Origin of the sequence: Amaricoccus sp. B4 (assembly GCF_043226085.1) — a bacterium.
GTDB lineage: Bacteria > Pseudomonadota > Alphaproteobacteria > Rhodobacterales > Rhodobacteraceae > Amaricoccus.
The window spans coordinates 473,565-493,278 of sequence record NZ_CP171225.1; the positions used below are offsets into that span (position 1 = coordinate 473,565).

At 63.5% G+C, this 19,714-nt stretch carries 20 protein-coding genes; 6 read left to right on the plus strand and 14 right to left on the minus strand.

Annotation, left to right across the window (positions count from 1 at the left end; genetic code table 11):
• Nucleotides 1-200: 200 nt before the first annotated feature.
• From ACF66B_RS02270 to ACF66B_RS02300, 7 genes are all read right to left on the minus strand, one after another.
• Entirely contained in the window at nucleotides 201-641 is a 441-nt protein-coding gene (locus ACF66B_RS02270; RefSeq protein WP_111428450.1) for a helix-turn-helix transcriptional regulator, read from the minus strand.
• Between the two features lie 77 nt (nucleotides 642-718).
• The gene (lnt, locus tag ACF66B_RS02275; RefSeq protein WP_162683151.1) at nucleotides 719-2,230 is read right to left on the minus strand and encodes an apolipoprotein N-acyltransferase; all 1,512 of its coding nucleotides are present in this window, start codon (nucleotides 2,228-2,230) and stop codon (nucleotides 719-721) included.
• 43 nt (nucleotides 2,231-2,273) lie between these two features.
• Nucleotides 2,274-3,200 carry a hemolysin family protein gene (locus ACF66B_RS02280; protein WP_111428448.1) on the minus strand — a complete coding sequence of 309 codons (927 nt, stop codon included), beginning with the start codon at nucleotides 3,198-3,200 and terminating at the stop codon, nucleotides 2,274-2,276.
• A gap of 39 nt (nucleotides 3,201-3,239) precedes the next feature.
• The gene (ybeY, locus tag ACF66B_RS02285) at nucleotides 3,240-3,734 is read right to left on the minus strand and encodes an rRNA maturation RNase YbeY (RefSeq protein WP_111428447.1); all 495 of its coding nucleotides are present in this window, start codon (nucleotides 3,732-3,734) and stop codon (nucleotides 3,240-3,242) included.
• Entirely contained in the window at nucleotides 3,724-4,752 is a 1,029-nt protein-coding gene (locus ACF66B_RS02290) for a PhoH family protein (RefSeq protein ID WP_392663889.1), read from the minus strand. The genes ybeY and ACF66B_RS02290 overlap by 11 nt, the downstream gene beginning before the upstream one ends.
• An 81-nt stretch (nucleotides 4,753-4,833) precedes the next feature.
• On the minus strand, nucleotides 4,834-6,150 hold the full coding sequence (miaB, locus tag ACF66B_RS02295; protein WP_111428446.1) for a tRNA (N6-isopentenyl adenosine(37)-C2)-methylthiotransferase MiaB: 1,317 nt from the start codon (nucleotides 6,148-6,150) through the stop codon (nucleotides 4,834-4,836).
• An 89-nt stretch (nucleotides 6,151-6,239) separates the two neighbouring features.
• Nucleotides 6,240-6,659, minus strand: a complete 420-nt coding sequence (locus tag ACF66B_RS02300) for a MucR family transcriptional regulator (RefSeq protein WP_111428445.1) — start codon at nucleotides 6,657-6,659, stop codon at nucleotides 6,240-6,242.
• A 198-nt stretch (nucleotides 6,660-6,857) separates the two neighbouring features.
• On the opposite strand from ACF66B_RS02300, the gene ACF66B_RS02305 reads away from it, so the two are divergent.
• Nucleotides 6,858-7,106 carry a hypothetical protein gene (locus ACF66B_RS02305; RefSeq protein WP_162683150.1) on the plus strand — a complete coding sequence of 83 codons (249 nt, stop codon included), beginning with the start codon at nucleotides 6,858-6,860 and terminating at the stop codon, nucleotides 7,104-7,106.
• A 347-nt stretch (nucleotides 7,107-7,453) separates the two neighbouring features.
• Here the strand turns inward: ACF66B_RS02305 and ACF66B_RS02310 are convergent, their stop codons facing one another.
• The 4 genes from ACF66B_RS02310 to panC all read right to left on the minus strand — a co-directional run bounded on the left by ACF66B_RS02310 (nucleotide 7,454) and on the right by panC (nucleotide 11,865).
• Nucleotides 7,454-9,481 (minus strand): M3 family metallopeptidase, encoded by a 2,028-nt coding sequence (locus ACF66B_RS02310; RefSeq protein WP_111428444.1) that lies wholly within the window; start codon nucleotides 9,479-9,481, stop codon nucleotides 7,454-7,456.
• A 52-nt stretch (nucleotides 9,482-9,533) separates the two neighbouring features.
• Complete coding sequence (locus ACF66B_RS02315; RefSeq protein WP_111428443.1) at nucleotides 9,534-10,031, minus strand: hypothetical protein; 498 nt, start codon at nucleotides 10,029-10,031, stop codon at nucleotides 9,534-9,536.
• Nucleotides 10,032-10,162: 131 nt separating this feature from the next.
• Nucleotides 10,163-10,987, minus strand: coding sequence for a 3-methyl-2-oxobutanoate hydroxymethyltransferase (panB, locus tag ACF66B_RS02320; RefSeq protein WP_111428442.1), 825 nt, complete (start codon nucleotides 10,985-10,987; stop codon nucleotides 10,163-10,165).
• Nucleotides 10,984-11,865, minus strand: a complete 882-nt coding sequence (panC, locus tag ACF66B_RS02325) for a pantoate--beta-alanine ligase (protein ID WP_111428441.1) — start codon at nucleotides 11,863-11,865, stop codon at nucleotides 10,984-10,986. Before panC ends, panB begins: the two co-directional genes overlap by 4 nt.
• A 304-nt stretch (nucleotides 11,866-12,169) precedes the next feature.
• Here panC and ACF66B_RS02330 point away from each other — a divergent pair, with 304 nt between their 5' ends.
• Nucleotides 12,170-14,020 (plus strand): glycosyltransferase, encoded by a 1,851-nt coding sequence (locus ACF66B_RS02330; RefSeq protein WP_162683148.1) that lies wholly within the window; start codon nucleotides 12,170-12,172, stop codon nucleotides 14,018-14,020.
• Here ACF66B_RS02330 and ACF66B_RS02335 read toward each other — a convergent pair.
• On the minus strand, nucleotides 13,965-14,612 hold the full coding sequence (locus ACF66B_RS02335; RefSeq protein ID WP_111428439.1) for a GntR family transcriptional regulator: 648 nt from the start codon (nucleotides 14,610-14,612) through the stop codon (nucleotides 13,965-13,967). The genes ACF66B_RS02330 and ACF66B_RS02335 overlap by 56 nt on opposite strands.
• Nucleotides 14,613-14,832: 220 nt before the next feature.
• Between ACF66B_RS02335 and ACF66B_RS02340 the strand changes: the two genes are divergently transcribed.
• Nucleotides 14,833-15,474 (plus strand): pyrimidine 5'-nucleotidase, encoded by a 642-nt coding sequence (locus ACF66B_RS02340; protein ID WP_111428438.1) that lies wholly within the window; start codon nucleotides 14,833-14,835, stop codon nucleotides 15,472-15,474.
• Nucleotides 15,475-15,517: 43 nt separating this feature from the next.
• Nucleotides 15,518-16,729: a UbiH/UbiF family hydroxylase gene (locus ACF66B_RS02345; protein ID WP_111428437.1), complete on the plus strand. Its 1,212-nt coding sequence runs from the start codon at nucleotides 15,518-15,520 to the stop codon at nucleotides 16,727-16,729.
• A 2-nt stretch (nucleotides 16,730-16,731) separates the two neighbouring features.
• Here ACF66B_RS02345 and ACF66B_RS02350 read toward each other — a convergent pair whose 3' ends face one another.
• Together ACF66B_RS02350 and ACF66B_RS02355 are read right to left on the minus strand one after the other, a co-directional pair.
• Nucleotides 16,732-17,193, minus strand: a complete 462-nt coding sequence (locus ACF66B_RS02350; protein WP_111428436.1) for an Lrp/AsnC family transcriptional regulator — start codon at nucleotides 17,191-17,193, stop codon at nucleotides 16,732-16,734.
• On the minus strand, nucleotides 17,193-17,654 hold the full coding sequence (locus ACF66B_RS02355) for an Lrp/AsnC family transcriptional regulator (RefSeq protein ID WP_111428435.1): 462 nt from the start codon (nucleotides 17,652-17,654) through the stop codon (nucleotides 17,193-17,195). The genes ACF66B_RS02350 and ACF66B_RS02355 overlap by 1 nt, the downstream gene beginning before the upstream one ends.
• A gap of 130 nt (nucleotides 17,655-17,784) precedes the next feature.
• On the opposite strand from ACF66B_RS02355, the gene ilvC reads away from it, so the two are divergent.
• Complete coding sequence (gene ilvC / locus ACF66B_RS02360; protein ID WP_111428434.1) at nucleotides 17,785-18,807, plus strand: ketol-acid reductoisomerase; 1,023 nt, start codon at nucleotides 17,785-17,787, stop codon at nucleotides 18,805-18,807.
• Nucleotides 18,808-18,994: 187 nt separating this feature from the next.
• On the plus strand, nucleotides 18,995-19,141 hold the full coding sequence (locus ACF66B_RS02365; protein ID WP_162683147.1) for a hypothetical protein: 147 nt from the start codon (nucleotides 18,995-18,997) through the stop codon (nucleotides 19,139-19,141).
• Nucleotides 19,142-19,714 lie beyond the last annotated feature (573 nt).

A 19,714-nucleotide genomic window follows, 5' to 3' on the forward strand; every position in this document is an offset into this window, starting at 1 on the left:
GAAGACACTTCCCACGCGAGTGCGTGGTTCTTTCGGGCGGACCTCGAACATCCGCAGGTCTGGGTGTATCGGAACGCGGGGAGATCATGGCCCGGTCAGGGAGACCAGCTCCTGCGCCGAGGATTGGCCGCCCGGGCATACTGCTCCGGGGGGTGCGGCCTGTTTCCGGACCCCTGGCTCTGCAGGGGGCCGAAGGCGCCTCAGTTGTGGCGCATCGCCTGATTGTCGAGGTCGGTCATCAGCGATTTCACCAGCGCGACGATCGAGGCCCGCGTGTGCTTGTCGCCGACCCTAGCAAAGGCATCGGTCAGATTCTTCAGCTCGTCAGGCCCGACACCGCTCGGGCGCGATGCCGGATCGACAAGATCGATCTCGCTGTTTCCAAGCCCTTCGAAAAAGAAATTCGGCGTTACGCCAAGAAATGTTGAAATCTGATAGAGCCGACCCGCACCGACCCGGTTCGAGCCCTTTTCGTATTTCTGGATCTGCGAGAAAGTCACGCCAAGATGCCGGCCAAGCCGCCCCTGGCTGATCTTCAGCGCCTCGCGACGCTGGCGGATCCGCTGGCCGACATGCTTGTCGACCTCATTCGCAAACGAGTAACTATTCACTAGACATCCCACCCAGCAGTCAAATTCCATGGCATCCTCGTCGCCAGTTGTTCACTGACGCTCTGCACTTCGCGCAGACGAGAGGTGCCCCCACTCACACTTGGAATTTATTGTCCGACCCGGCCGGATATGCCACCATAAACTCTTAAGACAGTTAATAGACAAATTAAGACAACTACGAGCATTAAGGGCACATCGCCCAGAATAGCATAAACCGTTGGCGAATGGGGTGCCGGTAACCAATGATCGACATGGCCCTGTTGGCCGAGATCGATACGGGCCAGAACACGCCCCATCGGATCCACAACTGCCGAAATGCCGGTATTCGCAGCACGGACAAGTGGCAGGCCCTGTTCGATCGCTCGGGCACGCGCCTGAACGAAATGCTGATAGGGACCGGAGACCGTGCCGAACCAGGCATCGTTCGTGATCTGCACGAGCCAGTCCGGTCGGCCGCTCGGCGGCTGGAGGGCGGAGGGAAAGATAGCCTCGTAGCAGATGAGCGGCAGGAACGGCGGCAATCCGTCGGCACGGACGAGGCGCGGGCCCGGCCCTTCGCTGAAGCCGGTGCCGGTCAGCCCTGCGAGCGCCGGAATGCCGAGCCGCGCGATCTGGCGCGAAAGCGGGATGTATTCGCCAAAGGGAACGAGATGGTGCTTGTCGTAGACCGCCTCAGCCGCCCCCGTGGCCGGATCGAGCACGGCGAGGGAATTGAACCAGGCATCGCCGTCCGGGGTGGGCGCACGGCGGCGGATGCCGAGGATGAGCGTGGTGTCAGGCCCGGCCGCCGCGGCGATCTCGCGCTGGAGGGCCGGATTCTCGCCAAGGAGGAAGGGCACGGCGGTTTCGGGCCAGACGACGATATCGGGCCGAGGTGTCGCCGGAGCCATGGTTTCGCTGAGAAGGCGATCGAAGAACACCTGCTCCCGCACCGGATCCCATTTCATCTCCTGCTTCGCATTGGGCTGCACCACCCGCACGACAAGGTGATCGGTGCGCGGCGTGGCAGGATCCGAGAGCCGCCAGAGGCCGTAGCCCCAACCGGCAGCAACCGCGAGGATCGCGAGAAGTGCAAGTCGTGGGCGCAGCAGCGCGGGCGCCATGGCAGCAAGCAGCGTCACTAAGCCGAGGCCATGCGGTCCGAGCAGCGACAGCACCTCGAAGACCGGCGTCGCGCTCCAGCCATAGGCCACAAGCCCCCAGGGAAAGCCCGTGAGCACATGGGCGCGGGCGTATTCGGCCAGCGTCCAGCAGCCGGCGAGAAGGATCAGGCGCGCGCCCGGCCCGGCCCATGGCCGGGCACTCGCGGCGAAGGCTGCGCCCCAGAAGAGCGAAAGCCCGCCTGCCATGCCGATGAGCGCAAAGGGCGCCATCCAGCCGTAGACCTCGGGCTCGACGAAGAACGGCTCGACAATCCAGAACATCGAGGCCGCGAAATACCCGACGCCCGCCGCCCAGCCGATGAGGAACCCCACCCGCGCGCGCCCCGCCCCTTCCAGCAGCCAGAGCAGCAGCGGGAGCGCGAGAAAGGGCGTAAAGGCCCAAGACAGTGGCGCTTGGGCCAAGGCAAGCAAGACCCCGGCAAAAGCGGCGGCGCCAAACCGGCGCCAGCCCGTCATTGCGGCCAGCCGCCGTCGGAGCCTTGTCAGGATCACGATTGGCCTATTCGGCCGCCTCGGCCAGCGGGTCGTCATCCCGGTGCCGCTTCAGACGCACGCGCAGGCGCTTGATCCGTCGCGCATCCGCATCGAGAATCTCGAATTCATGGCCATCTTCATGAATGACGATCTCACCGCGTTCGGGCACCCGTCCCGCAATGCGGAAGACAAGCCCGCCCAGGGTATCGGGCTCCTCGTCGCGGTTGGGCAGAGAGATCTGCACGCCGGTCTCGGCTTCGAAATCCTCGAGATCCATCCGGGCGGCCGCGACATAGACGTCCGGCCCCTCGACGATCCAGATCCCGCTCTCGTCCTCGTCGTGCTCGTCGGCGATATCCCCGACGATCTGCTCGAGCAGATCCTCGATCGTCACGAGACCATCCACCCCGCCGTATTCGTCGATGACGAGAGCCATGTGGATACGCGCGATCTGCATCTTGTGCAGCAGGACCCCAATGGGCATCGAGGGCGGCACATAGAGAAGCGGGCGGATGAGGCCCTTCATCTCGAAGGCATCGTCCGAGCGGCCAAAGCCGTATTTCAGTGCGAAATCCTTGAAATGCACGAGGCCGAGTGGCTGGTCGAGCGTCTCGGAGTAGACCGGCAAACGCGTCCATGTGTGCTCTATGAACACGCCAAGCACCTCGTCGCGCTCGGCATCCACCGGCACGGCGACAATATCGGCGCGCGGCACGCTCACATCATTCACCTTGAGGGTGCGCATGTTACGAAGATTGACGAGCATGTTGCGCGCCCGCAGCGTTTCTGCGGCGGCAACTGAGCTTGGTTCCGTCTCGTCAGGCTCGTCACTGCCGCCGTTCAGGCCGAACAGGCGTGCGAGAATAGAGTGTGATCGTCCGGGACTCTCCGAGTCCTCGCTTTCGTCACGGGAATGATCCGGTTCGGACTTCCCGTCGGCTTTCTCGCCCATGTCTCCTATCCGCGATTCGCGCCTCTCTGGGCGCAGTTCTCATTCATATGGGTTCCGGATACCCAGGCTTGCAAGTATTTTCGCCTCGGTTTCTTCCATCTCTTCGGCTTCTTCATCAGTTTCATGGTCGTAGCCGAGAAGATGCAACACTCCATGAACGATGAGATGGGTGATGTGATCGTCAAAGGGCGTCCCGCCCTGCTCGGCCTCGCTGGCACAGGTCTCCCAGGCGAGCGCGATGTCACCGAGAAAGACCGGCTCGGAGCCTGGCTCCTCGGGAATATCCTCGCCGGACGGCCAGGAGAGCACATTCGTGGGCTTCCTATTGCCACGGAACATGCTATTGAGTTCGGCAATCCGCACATCATCGCAACCGAGCAGGCTTATCTCGAAGGACTCGGGCTCGAGCCCGACGCCATCGAGTGCGGCCCACCCTGCCCGCCCGGCAAGCCCAACAAGATTGTCGGCCTCCCATCGGCTGTCCTCGATGACCACCTCGACCGGGGATGCGGTGGCGTCAGGTTCAGCTGTCATAGGGGCGTGTCGTCTCGTAGGCGCGGATGATGCGGGCGACCAGCGGGTGGCGCACCACATCCTCGGCCGTGAAGCGCGTGAACCCGATCCCCTTCACGTCCCGCAACACCCGCTCGGCCTCGATCAGGCCCGACATCACACCGCGCGGCAGGTCGATCTGGGTCACGTCGCCGGTGATCGCCATGCGGCTGCCCTCGCCCAGGCGGGTGAGAAACATCTTCATCTGCATGGTCGTCGCATTCTGCGCCTCATCGAGCACCACGAAGGCATTCGCGAGGGTGCGGCCGCGCATGAAGGCCAGCGGCGCGATCTCGATCTGGCGCTCCTCGATGAGTTTCTGGACCTGCTTCGCCGGGAAGAAGTCGTTCAGCGCGTCATAGAGCGGCTGCATGTAGGGATCGACCTTGTCCTTCATGTCTCCCGGCAGGAAGCCAAGGCGCTCGCCAGCCTCGACCGCCGGGCGCGAAAGGATGATCTTCTCGACCTGCCCCTCGATGAACATGGCGACCGCCGCAGCCACCGCAAGGTAGGTCTTGCCTGTGCCAGCAGGCCCCAGCCCGAAGACAAGTTCGTTCTGGAAGAGGTTGCGAACATAGGACTTCTGAGAGGACGTTCTCGGTTCGACCAGCTTGCGCCGTGTGCGGATCTCCAGCCGCCCGCCCTCGAACATCTCGAGCTGGCCGTCGTCTATTGCCGGGCCCGGCGGTGGGGCGGTCTCACCCGGCACCATGCGGATCGCGGCATCGATGTCACCCGGCGTGACCGGCCGTCCCTGCTCGAGACGCGCATAGAGCGAGCGCAGCACGCGCTCCGCGGTCGAGCGCTCATCGGCCCCGCCATGGAGCGCAAGGTGATTGCCGCGCCGGTGCACGGCGACACCCAGCCGCTCCTCGATCTGAACGATGTTGCGATCGAGTTCGCCACAGAGATCGATCAGAAGCCGATTGTCGGGAAATTCGATGACGCTGTCGGACAGGTTATCCGGAACGGGCGCGGATTGCGGGGCGTTGATCGCCAATGGTCCTCCGACAGACAGATAGTCTACGCTCTCTCCACACTGCCCCAGCCGCACGCCTCGCGCAAGATCCTTGGTTGAACTTCACGCAGCAAGTTCGCCGGAAAGCGAGTTCGTCGAGGCTCCGGCAATCCGGACCGGAACGATGCGGCCGAGATGTTCCGGCCCTGCCGCGAGATGGACTGCATTGAGGTAAGGCGACTTGCCGGCAAGCTGGCCGGGATTGCGGCCCGGCTTTTCAAGCAGAACCGGCAGTGTGCGCCCGATCATGCTGTGCAGGAAGCGGGTCTGCTGCTCCTGGAGCAGCGCCTGAAGCCGGTAAAGACGCTCGGCCTTCACATCGGCATCGACTTCCGCGCGGCCGGCGGCGGGAGTACCAGGACGGGCCGAATAGGCAAACGAGAAGGCATGGGCGTATTCGACCGCGCGCACGAGATCGAGCGTCGCCTGGAAATCCTCTTCCGTCTCACCCGGGAAGCCGACGATGAAATCGCCGGAAAGCGCGATATCGGGCCGGGCCGCGCGAATGCGGCCGAGGAGATTGAGATATTCGGCAGCCGTGTGCTTGCGGTTCATTGCCCGAAGAATGCGGTCGCTGCCCGCCTGCACTGGCAGGTGCAGATAGGGCATCAGCTTGGGCTCCGCCGCATGCGCGGCGATCAGATCCCCGCACATGTCGTTCGGATGCGACGTCGTGTAGCGGATCCGCTCCAGCCCCTCGATCCTCGCCAGCCGCGATACCAGTGCGGCAAGCGTGACATCATCCTGATCGCGATAGGCATTCACGTTCTGGCCGAGCAGCGTCACCTCGACAACACCGGAGGCCACGAGCCGCCTTGCCTCCGCCTCGATGCGCGCAGCAGGGCGGGAAACCTCGGCACCGCGCGTATAGGGCACGACGCAGAAGGCGCAGAACTTGTCGCACCCCTCCTGCACTGTCAGGAACGCGGAAGGCGCGCGCCGCGGTCCGGTGGTCTCGGGCAGGTGGTCGAACTTGTCCTCGGCCGGGAAATCAGTCTCGACCGGCCGTCCGCCATCCGCCACCGCCTCAAGCATCTGCGGAAGACGGTGGTAGGCTTGGGGCCCGACAACCAGATCGACGAGATCGGCACGCGCAAGGATCTCGCGGCCCTCCGCCTGAGCGACGCAGCCCGCCACGCCGATGCGCAGATCCGGATTGCCGGTCTTGAGATGCCGAAGGCGCCCGAGCTCGGAATAAACCTTCTCCGCCGCCTTCTCCCGAATGTGGCAAGTGTTGAGAAGCACGAGATCGGCATCCTCCACCGACTCCGCGGGAGAATAGCCCTGCCCTGCGAGAACCGATGTCATGCGCTCGCTGTCATAGGTGTTCATCTGGCACCCGTAGGTCTTGATGAACAGCTTTTTCCCGGCTTCCGACATCTCGATTCCCCGAAACAAGAAAAGGGCACGCAGGCCGACTGGCCGCGCGCCCACCTATCTCTGCACGAATTCGCGCGCAAGCGCGAAGGTCACGCGCCTCCGCGCGGCTTGCGCCCGAGACCGATCTTCTTCGCAAGCTCCTGCCGCTTGGCAGCATAGCTCGGCGCAACCATGGGGTAATCCGGCTTCAGGCCCCACTTCGCGCGATAGTCCTCAGGCGTCATGCCATATGCCGTCATCAGATGCCGCTTCAGCATCTTGAGCTTCTTGCCATCCTCGAGACAGACGATGTGATCGTCAGTCACCGACTTGCGGATCGGAACGGCCGGCGTGAGCTCCACGCTTGCGACCTCTTCGCCGGAAGCGAGCTCGGTCAGCTTGCCAAACACCGACTGGATCAATTCGGGGACATCGTGATGCCCTACCGAGTTGTTGGCGACATGGGCGGACACGATCTCCGCCGTCAGGGCCAGCACCTCGCCACGATTAATGCCATGCTCTTCGTTCATTGTGCCTCTTCTTGACCTTGTGCCCGATTTACTGAGATCCGGAATAGATCCGCGTCCTATCGGCAGCTTCTCTTCCACCAGTCTCGTGTTTGCAACTTATAATTTAATTTTCCTGTTAAACTTTGACAAGGGTTTCCAAGAGTACATTTCGAAACAAATTTCTACACGCGCCTAGAATGTCAGAAGCGAAAAAAACACATGCGCAAAGCATTCCAGGAAAAATCCACTCCATTGCTACAGACCAGTGTATTAACGGATTTCCTCATTTGGAACCTTGAAATAGTCGTATCCGCGCGGAAGGCAACATTCGGCAGCTATTCGCCGGAAAACGGCAACGTTCCGCCGTTTTCTGACACAATCACCCGCCACCCGCAGCATCCGCCGGCAGAAAAACTCCGCGTGCAGCGCGGAAATTCGCTGCCACGACGCGAATCATCGGGTTTCTGAATCAACCATGACGTTTTGCCATTTCTTCCGCCGCAGCATGCTGGAACCACAAGGCGTAGCCCTGCTGCCGCTGAAATACCTTTCTTTCCCGGATCGTTGCGGGACAGATCAGGGCTGGGGATCGGCCGAGATCCACCAACAAGATTTCTGCCGGATCTGAACGACGTGGAACACTCAAATCCTTTTGGAACCGGCTTTGGTGTCGAGCGTTCTACTTGGCGTCGCCCTACCAAATCGCCGTCTGGAATCTGCTCGTATAACGTGCAGCTTCTAGGGGGCTGAGGCGAGACGCCAGAATGTCAGCCTGCCGCCCGCCCGCAGAACCCCACGCTGAAAATCAGTCAGGATCAGGCGGCGCTTTCCGCAAAGCCACGTTGTTCCAGAAGTGCATCGACCCCGGGAAGCCGCCCCCGGAACGCGATATAGAGGTCTCCGGCATCGCGGGAGCCTCCCGCGCTGTAGATGTTCGCGGCGAGGCGCGCTGCCACGTCGGGATCAAAGACATCACCGGTCTCACGGAATGCGGCAAATGCGTCCGCATCCATCACTTCGGACCACATGTAGGAATAGTACCCGGATGAATAGCCGTCGCCCGAGAAGACATGCTGGAAGTGTGGCGTGGCATGGCGCATGACGATCGCCTTGGGCATACCGATCCGGTGCAGGATTTCATCCTGCCGCGCCATGGGATCGCTCGGCGCCGGGCCGGCATGGAAGTCGAGGTCGACAAGCGCCGAGGCGACATACTCGACTGTCGCGAAGCCCTGATCGTAATTGCGGGCCGAGATCAGCCGGTCGAGCAGACCCTGCGGCATCGGGGTGCTGGTCTCGGCATGCCGGGCATGCGCCTTGAGCACCTCCGGCGTTTCGAGCCAGTGCTCGTAAAGCTGGCTCGGCAGTTCAACGAAGTCGCGCGCAACGCTCGTGCCCGAAACAAAGGAGTAGGTCACGTCTGACAGAAGTCCATGCAGCGCGTGGCCGAATTCATGGAAGAGCGTGCGCGCATCATCAAAGGTCAGCAGGCAGGGCTGACCTGCAGGGGCCTTGGCAAAATTGCAGATATTGATGACGATCGGCCGCACCTCGCCATCGAGCTTGCTCTGGCTGCGAAATGACGAGCACCACGCGCCAGAGCGTTTGGAGCTCCGCGCGAAATAGTCGCCGATGAAGACGCCCATGTGCCGCGCGCCCTTGCGAACTTCCCAGGCACGGGCATCGGGATGGTGGAGCGGAACCTCGATCGGCGTGAAGCTCAACCCGAAGAGCCTGCCCGCCACGTCGAATACGGCCGCGATCATCGCGTCGAGCTGGATGTAGGGATTCACCTCGGACTCGTCGAGATCATGCTCCTCGCGCTGGCGGATGGCAGAATAGTAGCGCCAGTCCCAGGGCTCGAGCGCACCGTTCACGCCATCCTCGTGAAGCCTCGCCTCGAGCTCTGCCGCATCCGCTTCGGCTTGTGCACGCGCGGGCCTCCAGACCGCCATCAGCAAGTCTCGGACCGCTTCAGGGGTCTTCGCCATCTCCGGCTCCAGCTTGAAGGCGGAGAAATTCGGATAACCAAGCAGTCTTGCACGCTCCTCGCGCAGTGCGAGTGTCTCGGCTACGATGGCGCGATTGTCGGTCGCACCCTCGTTCGCCCCCCGCGCGACCCAGGCCGCAAATGCTTTCTCACGCAGGGCACGGTCCGGACAGGTCTGGAGGAACGGCACGATCAGGCTGCGAGACAGCGTGATCACGTGGCCCCCCATACCGCGCTCGGCTGCCGCTGAAGCCGCAGCCGCCTTCAGCGAGGCCGGAAGTCCGGCAAGATCAGCCTCATCAAGCGCCATATACCAACTGCGCTCATCCGCGAGGACATTCTGCGAGAAGGAGGTGCCGAGACTTGCCAGCCGCTGCATGAGTCCGGCGAGCCGCTCCCGCTCCGCCCCTTCGAGCTGCGCACCAGCCCGGACGAACATCCGGTGGTAGAGTTCGAGAACGCGTTTCTGCTCCGCATCGAGCCCAAGCGTCTCGCGCGCTTCATGAAGCTGCGCCACCCGCTCGAACAGGGCGTCATTCATCATCACTTCAGAGTGATAGGCTGCGAGCCTCGGGCTGAGTTCACGCTGCAGGGCTTCAAGATTCTCGTTGGTGTGCGCGCCAGCCAGGTTGAAGAAGACCGCCGCGACACGATCGAGCGTGTGCTCGGCCCGCTCCATTGCCTCGATCGTATTGGCGAAGCTCGGCGCCTCGGGATTCCCCGCAATTTCCGCGACATTGGCGCGCGCCTTCTCCAGCGCCGCATCGAAGGCCGGAGCAAAATCCGTGTCTTCGATGCGGTCAAAGGGCGGCAGTTCGAAAGGGGTGTTCCAAGGCTCGAGAAGCGGGTTCATGACGTGATCCAGATAATGACACCCCGAGCCTTGGCGTGCAGCGGGTCAGAGGTCAAGGTGCGGAGCGCAGCGTCTCGGCCGTGCCACGGGCAAAAGCCTTTACGATAGCATCATAATATGCCGCGCTCGTCGCGGAGACCTGCCGGTCGCCGTCGGCCGACATGAACGGGACGGCATCCTGCGCCGTCGCGGTGACCGTATAGGTCGGATCGGGCACGCCGTCGGGCTCGATGTCACCGAGCGCAACGACACCGGAAAGTCGCGCACTGTCGATTGAGGCGCCTGCGGCGTAGCTTTCACTCAGCGAAAGCTCGTCGATATCGACTGTAACCGGCCGGCCGGAGGGATCGATATGGCCCGCGAACTCTGCCGCGATTGCGGTTTCGAGATCGCTGCTGAGCGATTTCCAGTAGTCCACGGCCTGCCGGCTCTGGATCGATGTCAGGTCAGTATCGACCTTGACGGAAGATATGGTGAGAGGTTCGGGGCTGGAGGACGCACAGGCGCCAAGCGCCAGTGCGGCGCCGATGGACAGCAGCTGAAGTTTCATGGCCAGATCCTTCCCGTTGAAGAGCCCGCTCCTGAAATCGGGCGGGCTTTGACAGGGAAGGAACGCCGAAAACGCCAAAGCGTTCCACTGCGGCGACTTACTCGCACGAAACGCCGATTGCGGCCGGGCCCCTATCCGGCCGGATCGACCGGATAGACCTGATCGGTAGTCGGAAATTTGCCGTCCTTCACCTCTTCGGCGTAGCGCCGCACCGCATCCTCGACCACCGCGCCGAGATCAGCGTAGCGCTTCACGAAGCGCGGTACACGCGGGCTGAGGCCGAGCATGTCCTCGAGCACGAGGACCTGACCGTCGCATTCCGCCGAGGCCCCGATGCCGATGGTCGGAATCGGGAGTTCGCGCGAGATCTGCGCTGCAAGCGGCTCCACCATACCCTCGAGCACGACCGCAAAGGCGCCGGCCTCAGCCACGGCGGCGGCATCCGCCCTGTGCATGTCCCACGTTGATCGGTCGCGGCCCTGGGTGCGGAAGCCGCCGAACACATGGCTGGATTGCGGCGTGAGGCCGATATGAGCCATGACGGGGATGCCGCGCCGGGTGAGAAAGGCAATGATCGGCGCCATATGCACCCCGCCCTCGAGTTTCACCGCGCCACAGCCGGTTTCTTTCATGACGCGCGCCGCGCTGCGAAAGGCAGCCTCGGGCCCCTCCTCGTAGGAGCCGAAAGGCATGTCGACGACCACCATGGCCCGCGAGGTGCCACGGACCACCGCCGCGCCATGCAGGATCATCTGATCGAGCGTGACCGGCAGCGTCGTTTCCATGCCGTGCGAGACCATGCTCAGGGAATCGCCCACCAGCACGATATCGGCATGGCGCTCGACGATAGCCGCCATGCGCGCATCGTAGGAGGTGAGCGTGACGATCTTCTCGCCGCCCTTCCGCGCGCCGATCTCGGTGACGGTCACGCGCCTTACAGGTTTATGGGTACTCATTCCGCTGCCTCCTGCCATGCGACCGCCCGCTCGCCGACGACACGTTGGTCGATGAGCAGCACCTTGCCGAAGCGCACGGCGATCAGGATGACCGCCGGACGCGCGATCTCGCCGCGGAGCGCCGACAGATCGGCGGCATCGCGCACATCGACCGACTGCACCTCGCCGCGCGTCTCGCTCTCGAGAACTCCAAGCACAAGCCGCCGCAGGGCGCTGGCGGTCACCGGCCCCTCGGCGACACGCCTGGCCGCCTCGTCGAGCGAGCGGCTGAGCACAACGGCCGCCGACCGGTCTTCCGGCGTCAGCCGCAGATTGCGCGACGACATCGCGAGCCCGTCGCTCTCACGCACGGTCGGCACCCCGACGATTTCAAGCGGCATATCCAGGTCGGCCACCATGCGGCGGATCATCTGAAGCTGCTGATAGTCCTTCTCACCGAAATAGGCGCGGTCAGGGCCGACGATGTTGAAGAGCTTCGTCACCACCGTTGCGACACCACGGAAATGCCCTGGCCGCAGCCGCCCGACCAGAATGCGCGAGAGAACTCTGGTATCGACAAAGGTCTCGCTGCCTTCGGGGTAGATCTCGGAAACCTGGGGCAGGAAGACGGCTTCGACACCGGCCTCGCGCAGCAGCGCCATGTCTCCCTCCGGATCGCGCGGATAGGTGGCGAAATCCTCGTTAGGCCCGAACTGCGTCGGATTGACGAAGATCGACGCAACAACATGCGCGTTTTCCGCTTTTGCCCGCCGCACGAGCTCGAGATGCCCGTCGTGTAGTGCCCCCATGGTCGGAACGAACGCAACAGAGCCCCCGGTCCGTCGCCGCATCTCCCCGATCGCGGCGCGCAAGGCCGCCTTCGTCTCGCAGACAAGCATGTGCGCTCTCCCGCCTGATCCCGTCGCGCGCCCCCCGGCACGAGCGGGTTCCTATCCGCTCGGCCCTCATCCTGCAAGCGTGGGGGTGCCGAACACCCCAAGAACACAGGCGCGCTGGTCTGTCGCCGTGCTCCCGCACAAATTGAATTAACGTGAATTTAAGCCCTTTGGCGGACATTCGGGCCGCTTTGGTATGCAGGTTATTTTCGGTATGGCGAGCGTTCTGCCCTTTTCTTCGGCTTCCGACGCGTCTTCAACGCTTCAAGCCGAGGCTCCGCGGCGACTCCGGCTTGGCGATGCGCTCGTGCGTGAAGGCTTTCTGGATGAGGCTTCGCTTGCGGAAGCCCTAGAACAGCAGAAGCTCCAGGACCAGAAGATCGGCCGGATTCTCGTTGCCAACCAGGCAATCACCGATGACGAGCTTGTCGAGGCGCTTTCCCGGCAATCCGGGCTTGACCGGATCGACCTCGACGAAGAGCCGCTGGATCCCGAGCTTGTTCGGAATATCGATCCCTACGAATGCCTGCGTCTTGAGGCTATTCCCTGGCGGATTTCGGGCGGCACCCTGGTGGTGGCAATTGCCAACCCGGAACTCGGCCGCGAGGTTGTTGCGGCGTTCGATGATGGAATCGCACGGGTCACTCTTGCGCTCGCCAGACCCGGAGACATTCGCCGGGCCATCACTCGAACCTGCTTCGGCCGGCTCCGGGCTGATGCGCGTACCCGTTGCCCTGCGGCCTTCAGCTGCCGTGACTGGACGGCTTCAATGCATCGCTGGCGCCCGCGTCTGGTTGTGGCCGCACTGACTGCGGCGATCGTTGCTGCCCCGATGCTCGCGCTCCAGATCCTGATGGGATGGGTATTGCTCGCGAATTCCGCGACGATGGGCTTGCGCCTTGTCGCGCTCTTCACTCGCGCGACCCGCTCGCGTCCAAGCAACGAGGTTGCCGCTGCGCCGCGGCTGGCTGATTACAAGAAGCTTCCCCGCGTCTCGCTCCTCGTGCCGCTTCTGCGGGAGGAAAAGGTGGCGCAAAAGCTGCTCGATGCCCTTGCGGCCATGGACTATCCCGCACCGCTTCTCGACATAAAGCTCGTGCTCGAGGAGGACGACCTCATCACCCGTGCCGCGATTGCCGCGCGAGAGCTGCCGCCGACCATCGAGGTTCTCGTCGTGCCAGCGGACGGGCTGAAGACGAAGCCGCGCGCAATGAACTATGCGCTTCCCTTCTGTCAGGGCGATATTGTCGGCATCTACGACGCCGAGGATCGCCCCGATCCCTCCCAGATCCGCATAGTCGTCGAGCACCTGAGGCAGGCGCCTCCGGAGGTTGCCTGCGTGCAGGGCTTCCTCGATTTCTACAACACCCGCTCCAACTGGCTCTCGCGGTGCTTCACGCTCGAATACGCGATCTGGTTCCGGGTGATTTTGCTTGGCGTGCAGCGCCTCGGCATTCCGATTCCCCTTGGCGGCACAACGGTATTCTTCCGGCGCGGTCTGCTCGAGCAGATCGGCGCATGGGATGCTCACAACGTCACCGAGGATGCCGATCTTGGCATGCGCCTTGCCCGCTTCGGCCTCCGCTGCGAGATGGTGCGGTCGACGACGCTCGAGGAGGCGAACTGCCGTGCGCTGCCCTGGATCCGCCAGCGCTCCCGCTGGCTCAAGGGATATGTCGTCACATGGGCCACGCACATGCGTGATCCGCGCGCTCTGCTCCGCGATCTCGGCTGGCGCGGTTTTCTCGGCTTCCAGGTCCTCTTTCTCGGCGGGATTACCTCTTACCTCTCGCTGCCGCTCTTCTGGGCGATCTGGATCAGTGCGCTCTTCGGTCTGCGCTTCTGGGAGAGCTATCCGCACTGGATGCTCGCCGCCTTCTTCGTCTCGATGATCGCGGGCCAGATCGTGATGTTCGTCTCGGCGATCGTCGCAGCACTCGACAGTGGTCGGCCGTTTCTGATCCCGTGGGTGCCGACACTCTTCCTCTACTGGCCGCTCGGCGCTGTCGCGGCCTATCGGGCGGTCGGAGAGATCTTTTCCCGGCCGAGTTACTGGCACAAGACCGAGCACGGCGTGGATCCCTCCGCGCCGGAAAAAGGCTTCACACCTCTTGTGGTATGGCCTCCGTCAGAAGACGGGTCTCGAAGGCCTGGCTGAGGTGATGCCGCAGGGCATTGTCCGCCTCATCGCCATCGCGCGCCTCGATTGCCGCGACGATCTTGGCATGCTCGGAAAGCGCCTGAATGCTCCTGCCCTCCACTGCAAGCGAAGTCGTTGCAACGAGCGCAAGTGACCGGCGCACCATCTCAAGCTGCTGGATCAGGTAGCGATTGTGGCTTGCCAGATGGATCTGGCGATGGAACCGCTTGTTGGCCCGTGCCAGCACCTCTGGCCGATCCACCAGATCGTGGTCCTGACGGACCATTTCCCAGAGCACACGGATCTCCTCGGGCTCGGCATGCTGGGCCGCGAGCCGCGCTGCGAGCCCTTCCAGTTCGGCGCGCACCACATAGAGCTCGCCGAGCTGGCCGGTATCGAGCGTCGAGACCACAAGGCTCCGCCCGTCGCGGGTGAGCATGGCCTGGGTCTCGAGCCGCTGAAGCGCCTCGCGGATCGGCGTACGGGAAACGCCGAACCGTTCTGCGAGCTCGGATTCGACAAGCCGGTCGCCGGGGCGAAACTCGCCGCGGTCGATCGCCTCGAGCACGAGATTGTACGCGTCGGTATTATGTTGTGTTGGCTGCGACATGGCCGGACCCTGTGCCCAAGCGCAAGCTGAGTCAATGCATTCCAAAGCATACCGTCTGCAGCCTCACGCGCAGCGTCGCAAGATAGCGGCATCGGCTTGAGGACACATCAAGGTGTGTCCGATCGAGTTGGTGCCGCCCGCCGCCGGGAGGCGTATAATCCTGCGATCACCCTTGCCTGGAGCGTTGATCCGCCCACGCGGCTCACGCTAGGAACGCATCATGCCCCGCGCGCAGTTCAGCCATGTCGAAACCTGGGTGTTCGATCTCGACAACACCCTCTACCCACCGGAGGCCCGCCTGTTCGATCAGATCGAGCAGCGGATGACCGATTACGTCATGCGCGAACTCGGTGTCGATTTCGCGCATGCCAATTCTCTCCGTGCCCGCTACTGGCGCGAGCACGGCACGACGCTCGCGGGCCTCATGACTGTCCACGGCCTGGAGCCCGACCCCTACCTCGCCGAGGTCCATGACATCGACCTCTCCGTGATCATGGCTTCGCCCGCTCTGCGCGACGCGATCGTCGCGTTGCCCGGACGAAAGGTGATCTACACCAACGGCTCGCGGGAGCATGCGCGGCGCGTGACGCGAGCGTTGGGCATCGACGGAGTCTTCGACGCGGTCTACGGCATCGAAGACGCGGACTACCTGCCAAAACCTGACGAGACGGCCTTCGCCCGCGTGTTTGGACGCGACGGTTTTGACACCTCGCGCGCCGCAATGTTCGAGGACGATCCACGCAATCTTGCGGTGCCACATGCGCTCGGGATGCGCACCGTCCTCGTCGGCCCGGGCGAGCCCGCTCCACATATCCAACACCACACCGACGACCTCGCGGATTTTCTCGCACGCCTGAAGTGAGAGCCCTTGGCGCCGTGCCCGGCCAGGACTAGGGTGCGCGGCCATGGAACGCTTCGATACCGATATCCTCGTGGCTGGCGGCGGCGCCGCCGGACTCGCAGCCACCGCAGCCTTCGCGACCGAAGGCTTTCGCGTCACCTGTGTCGATCCGGTGCCGCCCGCAGCCGGTATCGACGATCCGGGATCGGACATGCGTAGCACCGCTTTCCTCATGCCCTCCGTCCGCCTGCTCGAGCGAGCGGGGCTCTGGGCGAAGCTCGTGCCTCATGCCGCCCCATTACGGATCATGCGGCTCGCCGATGCCGGAGGGCCGGAGCCGGTCGTCCGCGAGACGGCCGATTTCGTCGCCGATGAGGCGGGCGAACCCGCGTTCGGCTACAACGTGCCGAACTGGCTCATGCGGCGCGAAATGGTCGCAAGCCTGCGCGGCATGCCCCGCGTGACATTGCGCATGGGCACGCGTGTCGAGCATCTCACGCCGCGCACTTGCGAGGCGGTTGTACGCCTCGCCGATGGCACGAGTCTGCGCGCGCGACTTGTCATCGCAGCCGATGGCCGGGACAGCGCAGTGCGCGAGATGTGCGGCATCTCCGCCCGGCGCTGGGGCTACGGCCAGAAGGCTGTCGTCTTCACCGTGGCGCATTCCCTGCCCCATCATGATGTCTCGACCGAAATTCATCGCTCGGGCGGCCCCTTCACGCTCGTCCCGCTGCCCGACCACGATGGCCGCCCCCATTCGGCAGTTGTCTGGATGGAGCGTGGTCCGCGCGCCGTCGAGCTTGGAAACATGCCGCCGGAGGCGTTCGAGCGCGAACTCAACGAAAGGGCCTGCGGCGTCCTCGGGCCGCTGGAGCTTGCGAGCCCGCGCCGGGTTTGGCCGATCATCTCGCAGGTCTCGGAACGTCTCTGCGGGCCACGCACAGCTCTCGTGGCGGAGGCTGCGCATGTCATCCCACCCATCGGCGCGCAGGGCCTCAACATGAGCTTGCGCGATATTGCCACCCTTCGCGATCTCTGTGTCGCGGCACGGGAGGCGGGCGGCGACATCGGCAATGACGATCTGCTGCGCCGGTATCACTGGAAGCGCCACCCGGACATCCTGGCCCGCATCGCTGGAGTGGATGCGCTGAACCGCGCCGCGATGGAGGACACGCAGCGCCTGCGCGATCTGCGCCTCGCGGGACTGAAGGCGCTTCACGGGGTCCGCCCGGCGCGTCGGCTCGCGATGTCGATGGGCCTTGGCGCCGGCAGCTGAGTTCAGATCAAGGGCGCTGCCGATTTCTCCTCCGTCAGCATCACGTTCGACTCGACCGCGCCGATCCCCGGCAGCGTCATGATCCGCCGCCTGAGGATACGCTCGAAATCCGGCAGATCGCGGGCCACGATCTTGAGGCGGTAGTCATAGACACCAAGCACATGCTGGACGAGCTGCACCTCCGGAATGGCCTGCACCGCCCGCTCGAAGGCCGCGAGATCGAGCCGCCCCTTGACCGCAAGCCGCAACCCGAGAAAGACGACCACGCCGAAGCCGAGCTTCTCACGGTCGAGCACGATCTGGCGGCCGCGGATGATGCCGCTCTCCTCGAGGCGCCGGATCCGGCGCCAGGCCGCGGGCTGCGAGAGGCCGACGCGTGTGCCCACCTCCTTGGCGTTGAGCCCGCCGTCGGCCATAAGCACCCGCAGGATCGCGCGGTCCGTCTCGTCGATGCCATCGGTCATCAGATCGCCAGCCGTTCGGTGTTCTTGAGCTCGGAGACCAGCATCAGCGCTTCGATCTCGGCGATATGTGGCAGCGCCAGGATGCGGCTGCGATAGATCTCCTGATAGTGTGCGAGGGTGCGGGCGCGCACGTCCATCCTCACATCGACCCGCCCAAGCAGCGTCTGAACATCGCCGATCTCCGGCACCTCGCGGGCTGCCCGCAGGAATTCGTCGAAAGCGTTGGGCGCGATCTTGTCGAGGGTCACGCGCAGAAAGACCTGCACCTCGTAGCCGAGCGCCCGCCAGTCGATCTCGACCCGTCGTCCGAGGATGATCCCCTCGCGCTCCATCCGTTCGATCCGCCGCCAGCACGGGCCGGCCGAGATCCCTGCCCGCTCGGCAAGCTCGGCCATCGAAAGCCCGGAATCCTCCTGCAGCAGCCGAAGGAGACGGCGGTCGATATCGTCGACGCTCTGCATGTATTTCTCACTATGCCAGCCAAACACGAATATCTTTTCGCAGAAATCGACAAAAAAGGCAAAACGGGAAGAGTGTCTCGCCCTGAGACGCCTATGCTCCGGCCATCAAATACCAAGAGGAGGACCCGCGATGCGCGTCTATTACGATCGCGACTGCGACATCAATCTCATCAAGGACAAGAAGGTCGCCATCGTCGGCTACGGCAGCCAGGGCCACGCCCATGCGCTGAACCTGCGCGATTCGGGCGCGAAGAACGTCGCCGTCGCCCTGCGCGATGGCTCGCCCTCTGCAAAGAAGGCCGAAGGCGAAGGCCTCCAGGTCATGGACATCGCCGAAGCCGCCGCCTGGGCGGATGTGCTGATGATGACGATGCCGGACGAGCTTCAGGCCGACACCTACAAGAAATACATTCACGACAATCTGCGCGAGGGGGCGGCGATCGCCTTCGCCCATGGCCTCAACGTGCATTTCGGCCTGATCGAGCCGAAGCCGGGCGTGGACGTCATCATGATGGCGCCGAAGGGTCCGGGCCACACGGTGCGCGGCGAATTCGTCAAGGGCGGCGGTGTGCCCTGCCTCGTGGCGGTCGCCAACGACGCTTCCGGCAATGCGCTCGAAATCGCCAAGTCCTACTGCTCGGGCATCGGCGGCGGCCGGTCGGGCATCATCGAGACCGATTTCCGCCAGGAATGCGAAACCGATCTCTTCGGCGAGCAGGCCGTCCTCTGCGGTGGCCTGGTCGAGCTCATCCGCATGGGCTTCGAGACGCTGGTCGAGGCCGGGTACGAGCCTGAAATGGCGTATTTCGAGTGCCTTCACGAAGTGAAGCTCATCGTGGATCTGATCTACGAGGGCGGCATCGCCAACATGAACTACTCGATCTCGAACACCGCCGAATACGGCGAATATGTCTCGGGCCCGCGGGTTCTGCCCTACGAGGAAACCAAGGCACGCATGAAGGCGGTGCTCTCGGACATCCAGTCGGGCAAGTTCGTGCGTGATTTCATGATGGAAAACGCCGTCGGCCAGCCGTTCTTCAAGGGCACGCGCCGCATGAACGACGCTCATCAGATCGAGCAGGTCGGCGAAAAGCTCCGCGGCATGATGCCGTGGATCTCCGCCGGCAAGATGGTCGACAAGAGCCGGAACTGATCCGGACCGGGCGGGCCCCCAGGCCCGCCCGACCCTCTGCATGGATCAAATACAACATCCATGCGAGCCCCCGACGGTCCCTGCCAGACAGAAGCCGTCTGGCAAAGTGCATGCCGTTCCGTGTCAAGCTTGCCGGTTCCAGGGCGCTTGGCACTCGGGCGTCCGTGACGCATGATGGCCGAGCCGCATGACCGCGCCTGCCAGGATCTCCGAGGCCGCGGGCGGCAAGCTCGAAGCGATTTATTTCTGCCTCGGTGAACTCGACGGGATCGCCCTCATCGACTCTCCGTCGAATATTGACGCAGCGTTGTCCATATTCTTCCGGCAGCCTTGAGGGGACCGCTTGAAGCCCTGCGAACGACCGTCCTTGTCGACATCGTTGGAAGTTACGCGCCTCATTCTGGATGGCGGCGGACAAGCCGTGCCGGCGTCGGACCCTGCTGGGCCGGCAATCGGCCGGAAAAATACCAAATGGTTAACAAGCTACGTGTGCTGGCAGCGCCACCGGTGCGGGTTCCAGACCTGCGCAGGGCTGATACCGCCCGAATGTGAAACGCGCGTGTAGCAGCCCCGGCGGTTGGCGTGAGGCCGGCGCGAAAAGGCTCGGCCGAAAACATTCACGTCAATTGGCAATCCATTGTGAAAAAACCACAATCATCAGATTTGGTGCGGCGGCCCGATAGCGTTCCGAAATCACTTTTTCCCGGTACTGCAGATCGCCCTGCGCGGCGCAAATTGCACCTGACGAATGCGGCGAACCGTCCCGGGTCCAAGGCTTGTTCCTCTGTTGCGGGGTGAACGCCGCGTCGACCTTTGGCTCTTCCGGCCGCGAACTCGAATGTGACCGCCCTCAAGTATATAAAACCGTTTGTTTAGAGTATTAAATGTTATAAACTTCAGTTGCTTA

Coding starts and splice junctions, on each gene's coding strand:
- ACF66B_RS02270 (WP_111428450.1), bottom strand. CDS start 641: ATGGAATTTGACTGCTGGGTGGGATGTCTAGTGAATAGTTACTCGTTT.
- lnt (WP_162683151.1), bottom strand. CDS start 2,230: ATGACGGGCTGGCGCCGGTTTGGCGCCGCCGCTTTTGCCGGGGTCTTG.
- ACF66B_RS02280 (WP_111428448.1), bottom strand. CDS start 3,200: ATGGGCGAGAAAGCCGACGGGAAGTCCGAACCGGATCATTCCCGTGAC.
- ybeY (WP_111428447.1), bottom strand. CDS start 3,734: ATGACAGCTGAACCTGACGCCACCGCATCCCCGGTCGAGGTGGTCATC.
- miaB (WP_111428446.1), bottom strand. CDS start 6,150: ATGTCGGAAGCCGGGAAAAAGCTGTTCATCAAGACCTACGGGTGCCAG.
- ACF66B_RS02300 (WP_111428445.1), bottom strand. CDS start 6,659: ATGAACGAAGAGCATGGCATTAATCGTGGCGAGGTGCTGGCCCTGACG.
- ACF66B_RS02305 (WP_162683150.1), top strand. CDS start 6,858: ATGCGCAAAGCATTCCAGGAAAAATCCACTCCATTGCTACAGACCAGT.
- ACF66B_RS02310 (WP_111428444.1), bottom strand. CDS start 9,481: ATGAACCCGCTTCTCGAGCCTTGGAACACCCCTTTCGAACTGCCGCCC.
- ACF66B_RS02315 (WP_111428443.1), bottom strand. CDS start 10,031: ATGAAACTTCAGCTGCTGTCCATCGGCGCCGCACTGGCGCTTGGCGCC.
- panB (WP_111428442.1), bottom strand. CDS start 10,987: ATGAGTACCCATAAACCTGTAAGGCGCGTGACCGTCACCGAGATCGGC.
- panC (WP_111428441.1), bottom strand. CDS start 11,865: ATGCTTGTCTGCGAGACGAAGGCGGCCTTGCGCGCCGCGATCGGGGAG.
- ACF66B_RS02335 (WP_111428439.1), bottom strand. CDS start 14,612: ATGTCGCAGCCAACACAACATAATACCGACGCGTACAATCTCGTGCTC.
- ACF66B_RS02340 (WP_111428438.1), top strand. CDS start 14,833: ATGCCCCGCGCGCAGTTCAGCCATGTCGAAACCTGGGTGTTCGATCTC.
- ACF66B_RS02345 (WP_111428437.1), top strand. CDS start 15,518: ATGGAACGCTTCGATACCGATATCCTCGTGGCTGGCGGCGGCGCCGCC.
- ACF66B_RS02350 (WP_111428436.1), bottom strand. CDS start 17,193: ATGACCGATGGCATCGACGAGACGGACCGCGCGATCCTGCGGGTGCTT.
- ACF66B_RS02355 (WP_111428435.1), bottom strand. CDS start 17,654: ATGCAGAGCGTCGACGATATCGACCGCCGTCTCCTTCGGCTGCTGCAG.
- ilvC (WP_111428434.1), top strand. CDS start 17,785: ATGCGCGTCTATTACGATCGCGACTGCGACATCAATCTCATCAAGGAC.
- ACF66B_RS02365 (WP_162683147.1), top strand. CDS start 18,995: ATGACCGCGCCTGCCAGGATCTCCGAGGCCGCGGGCGGCAAGCTCGAA.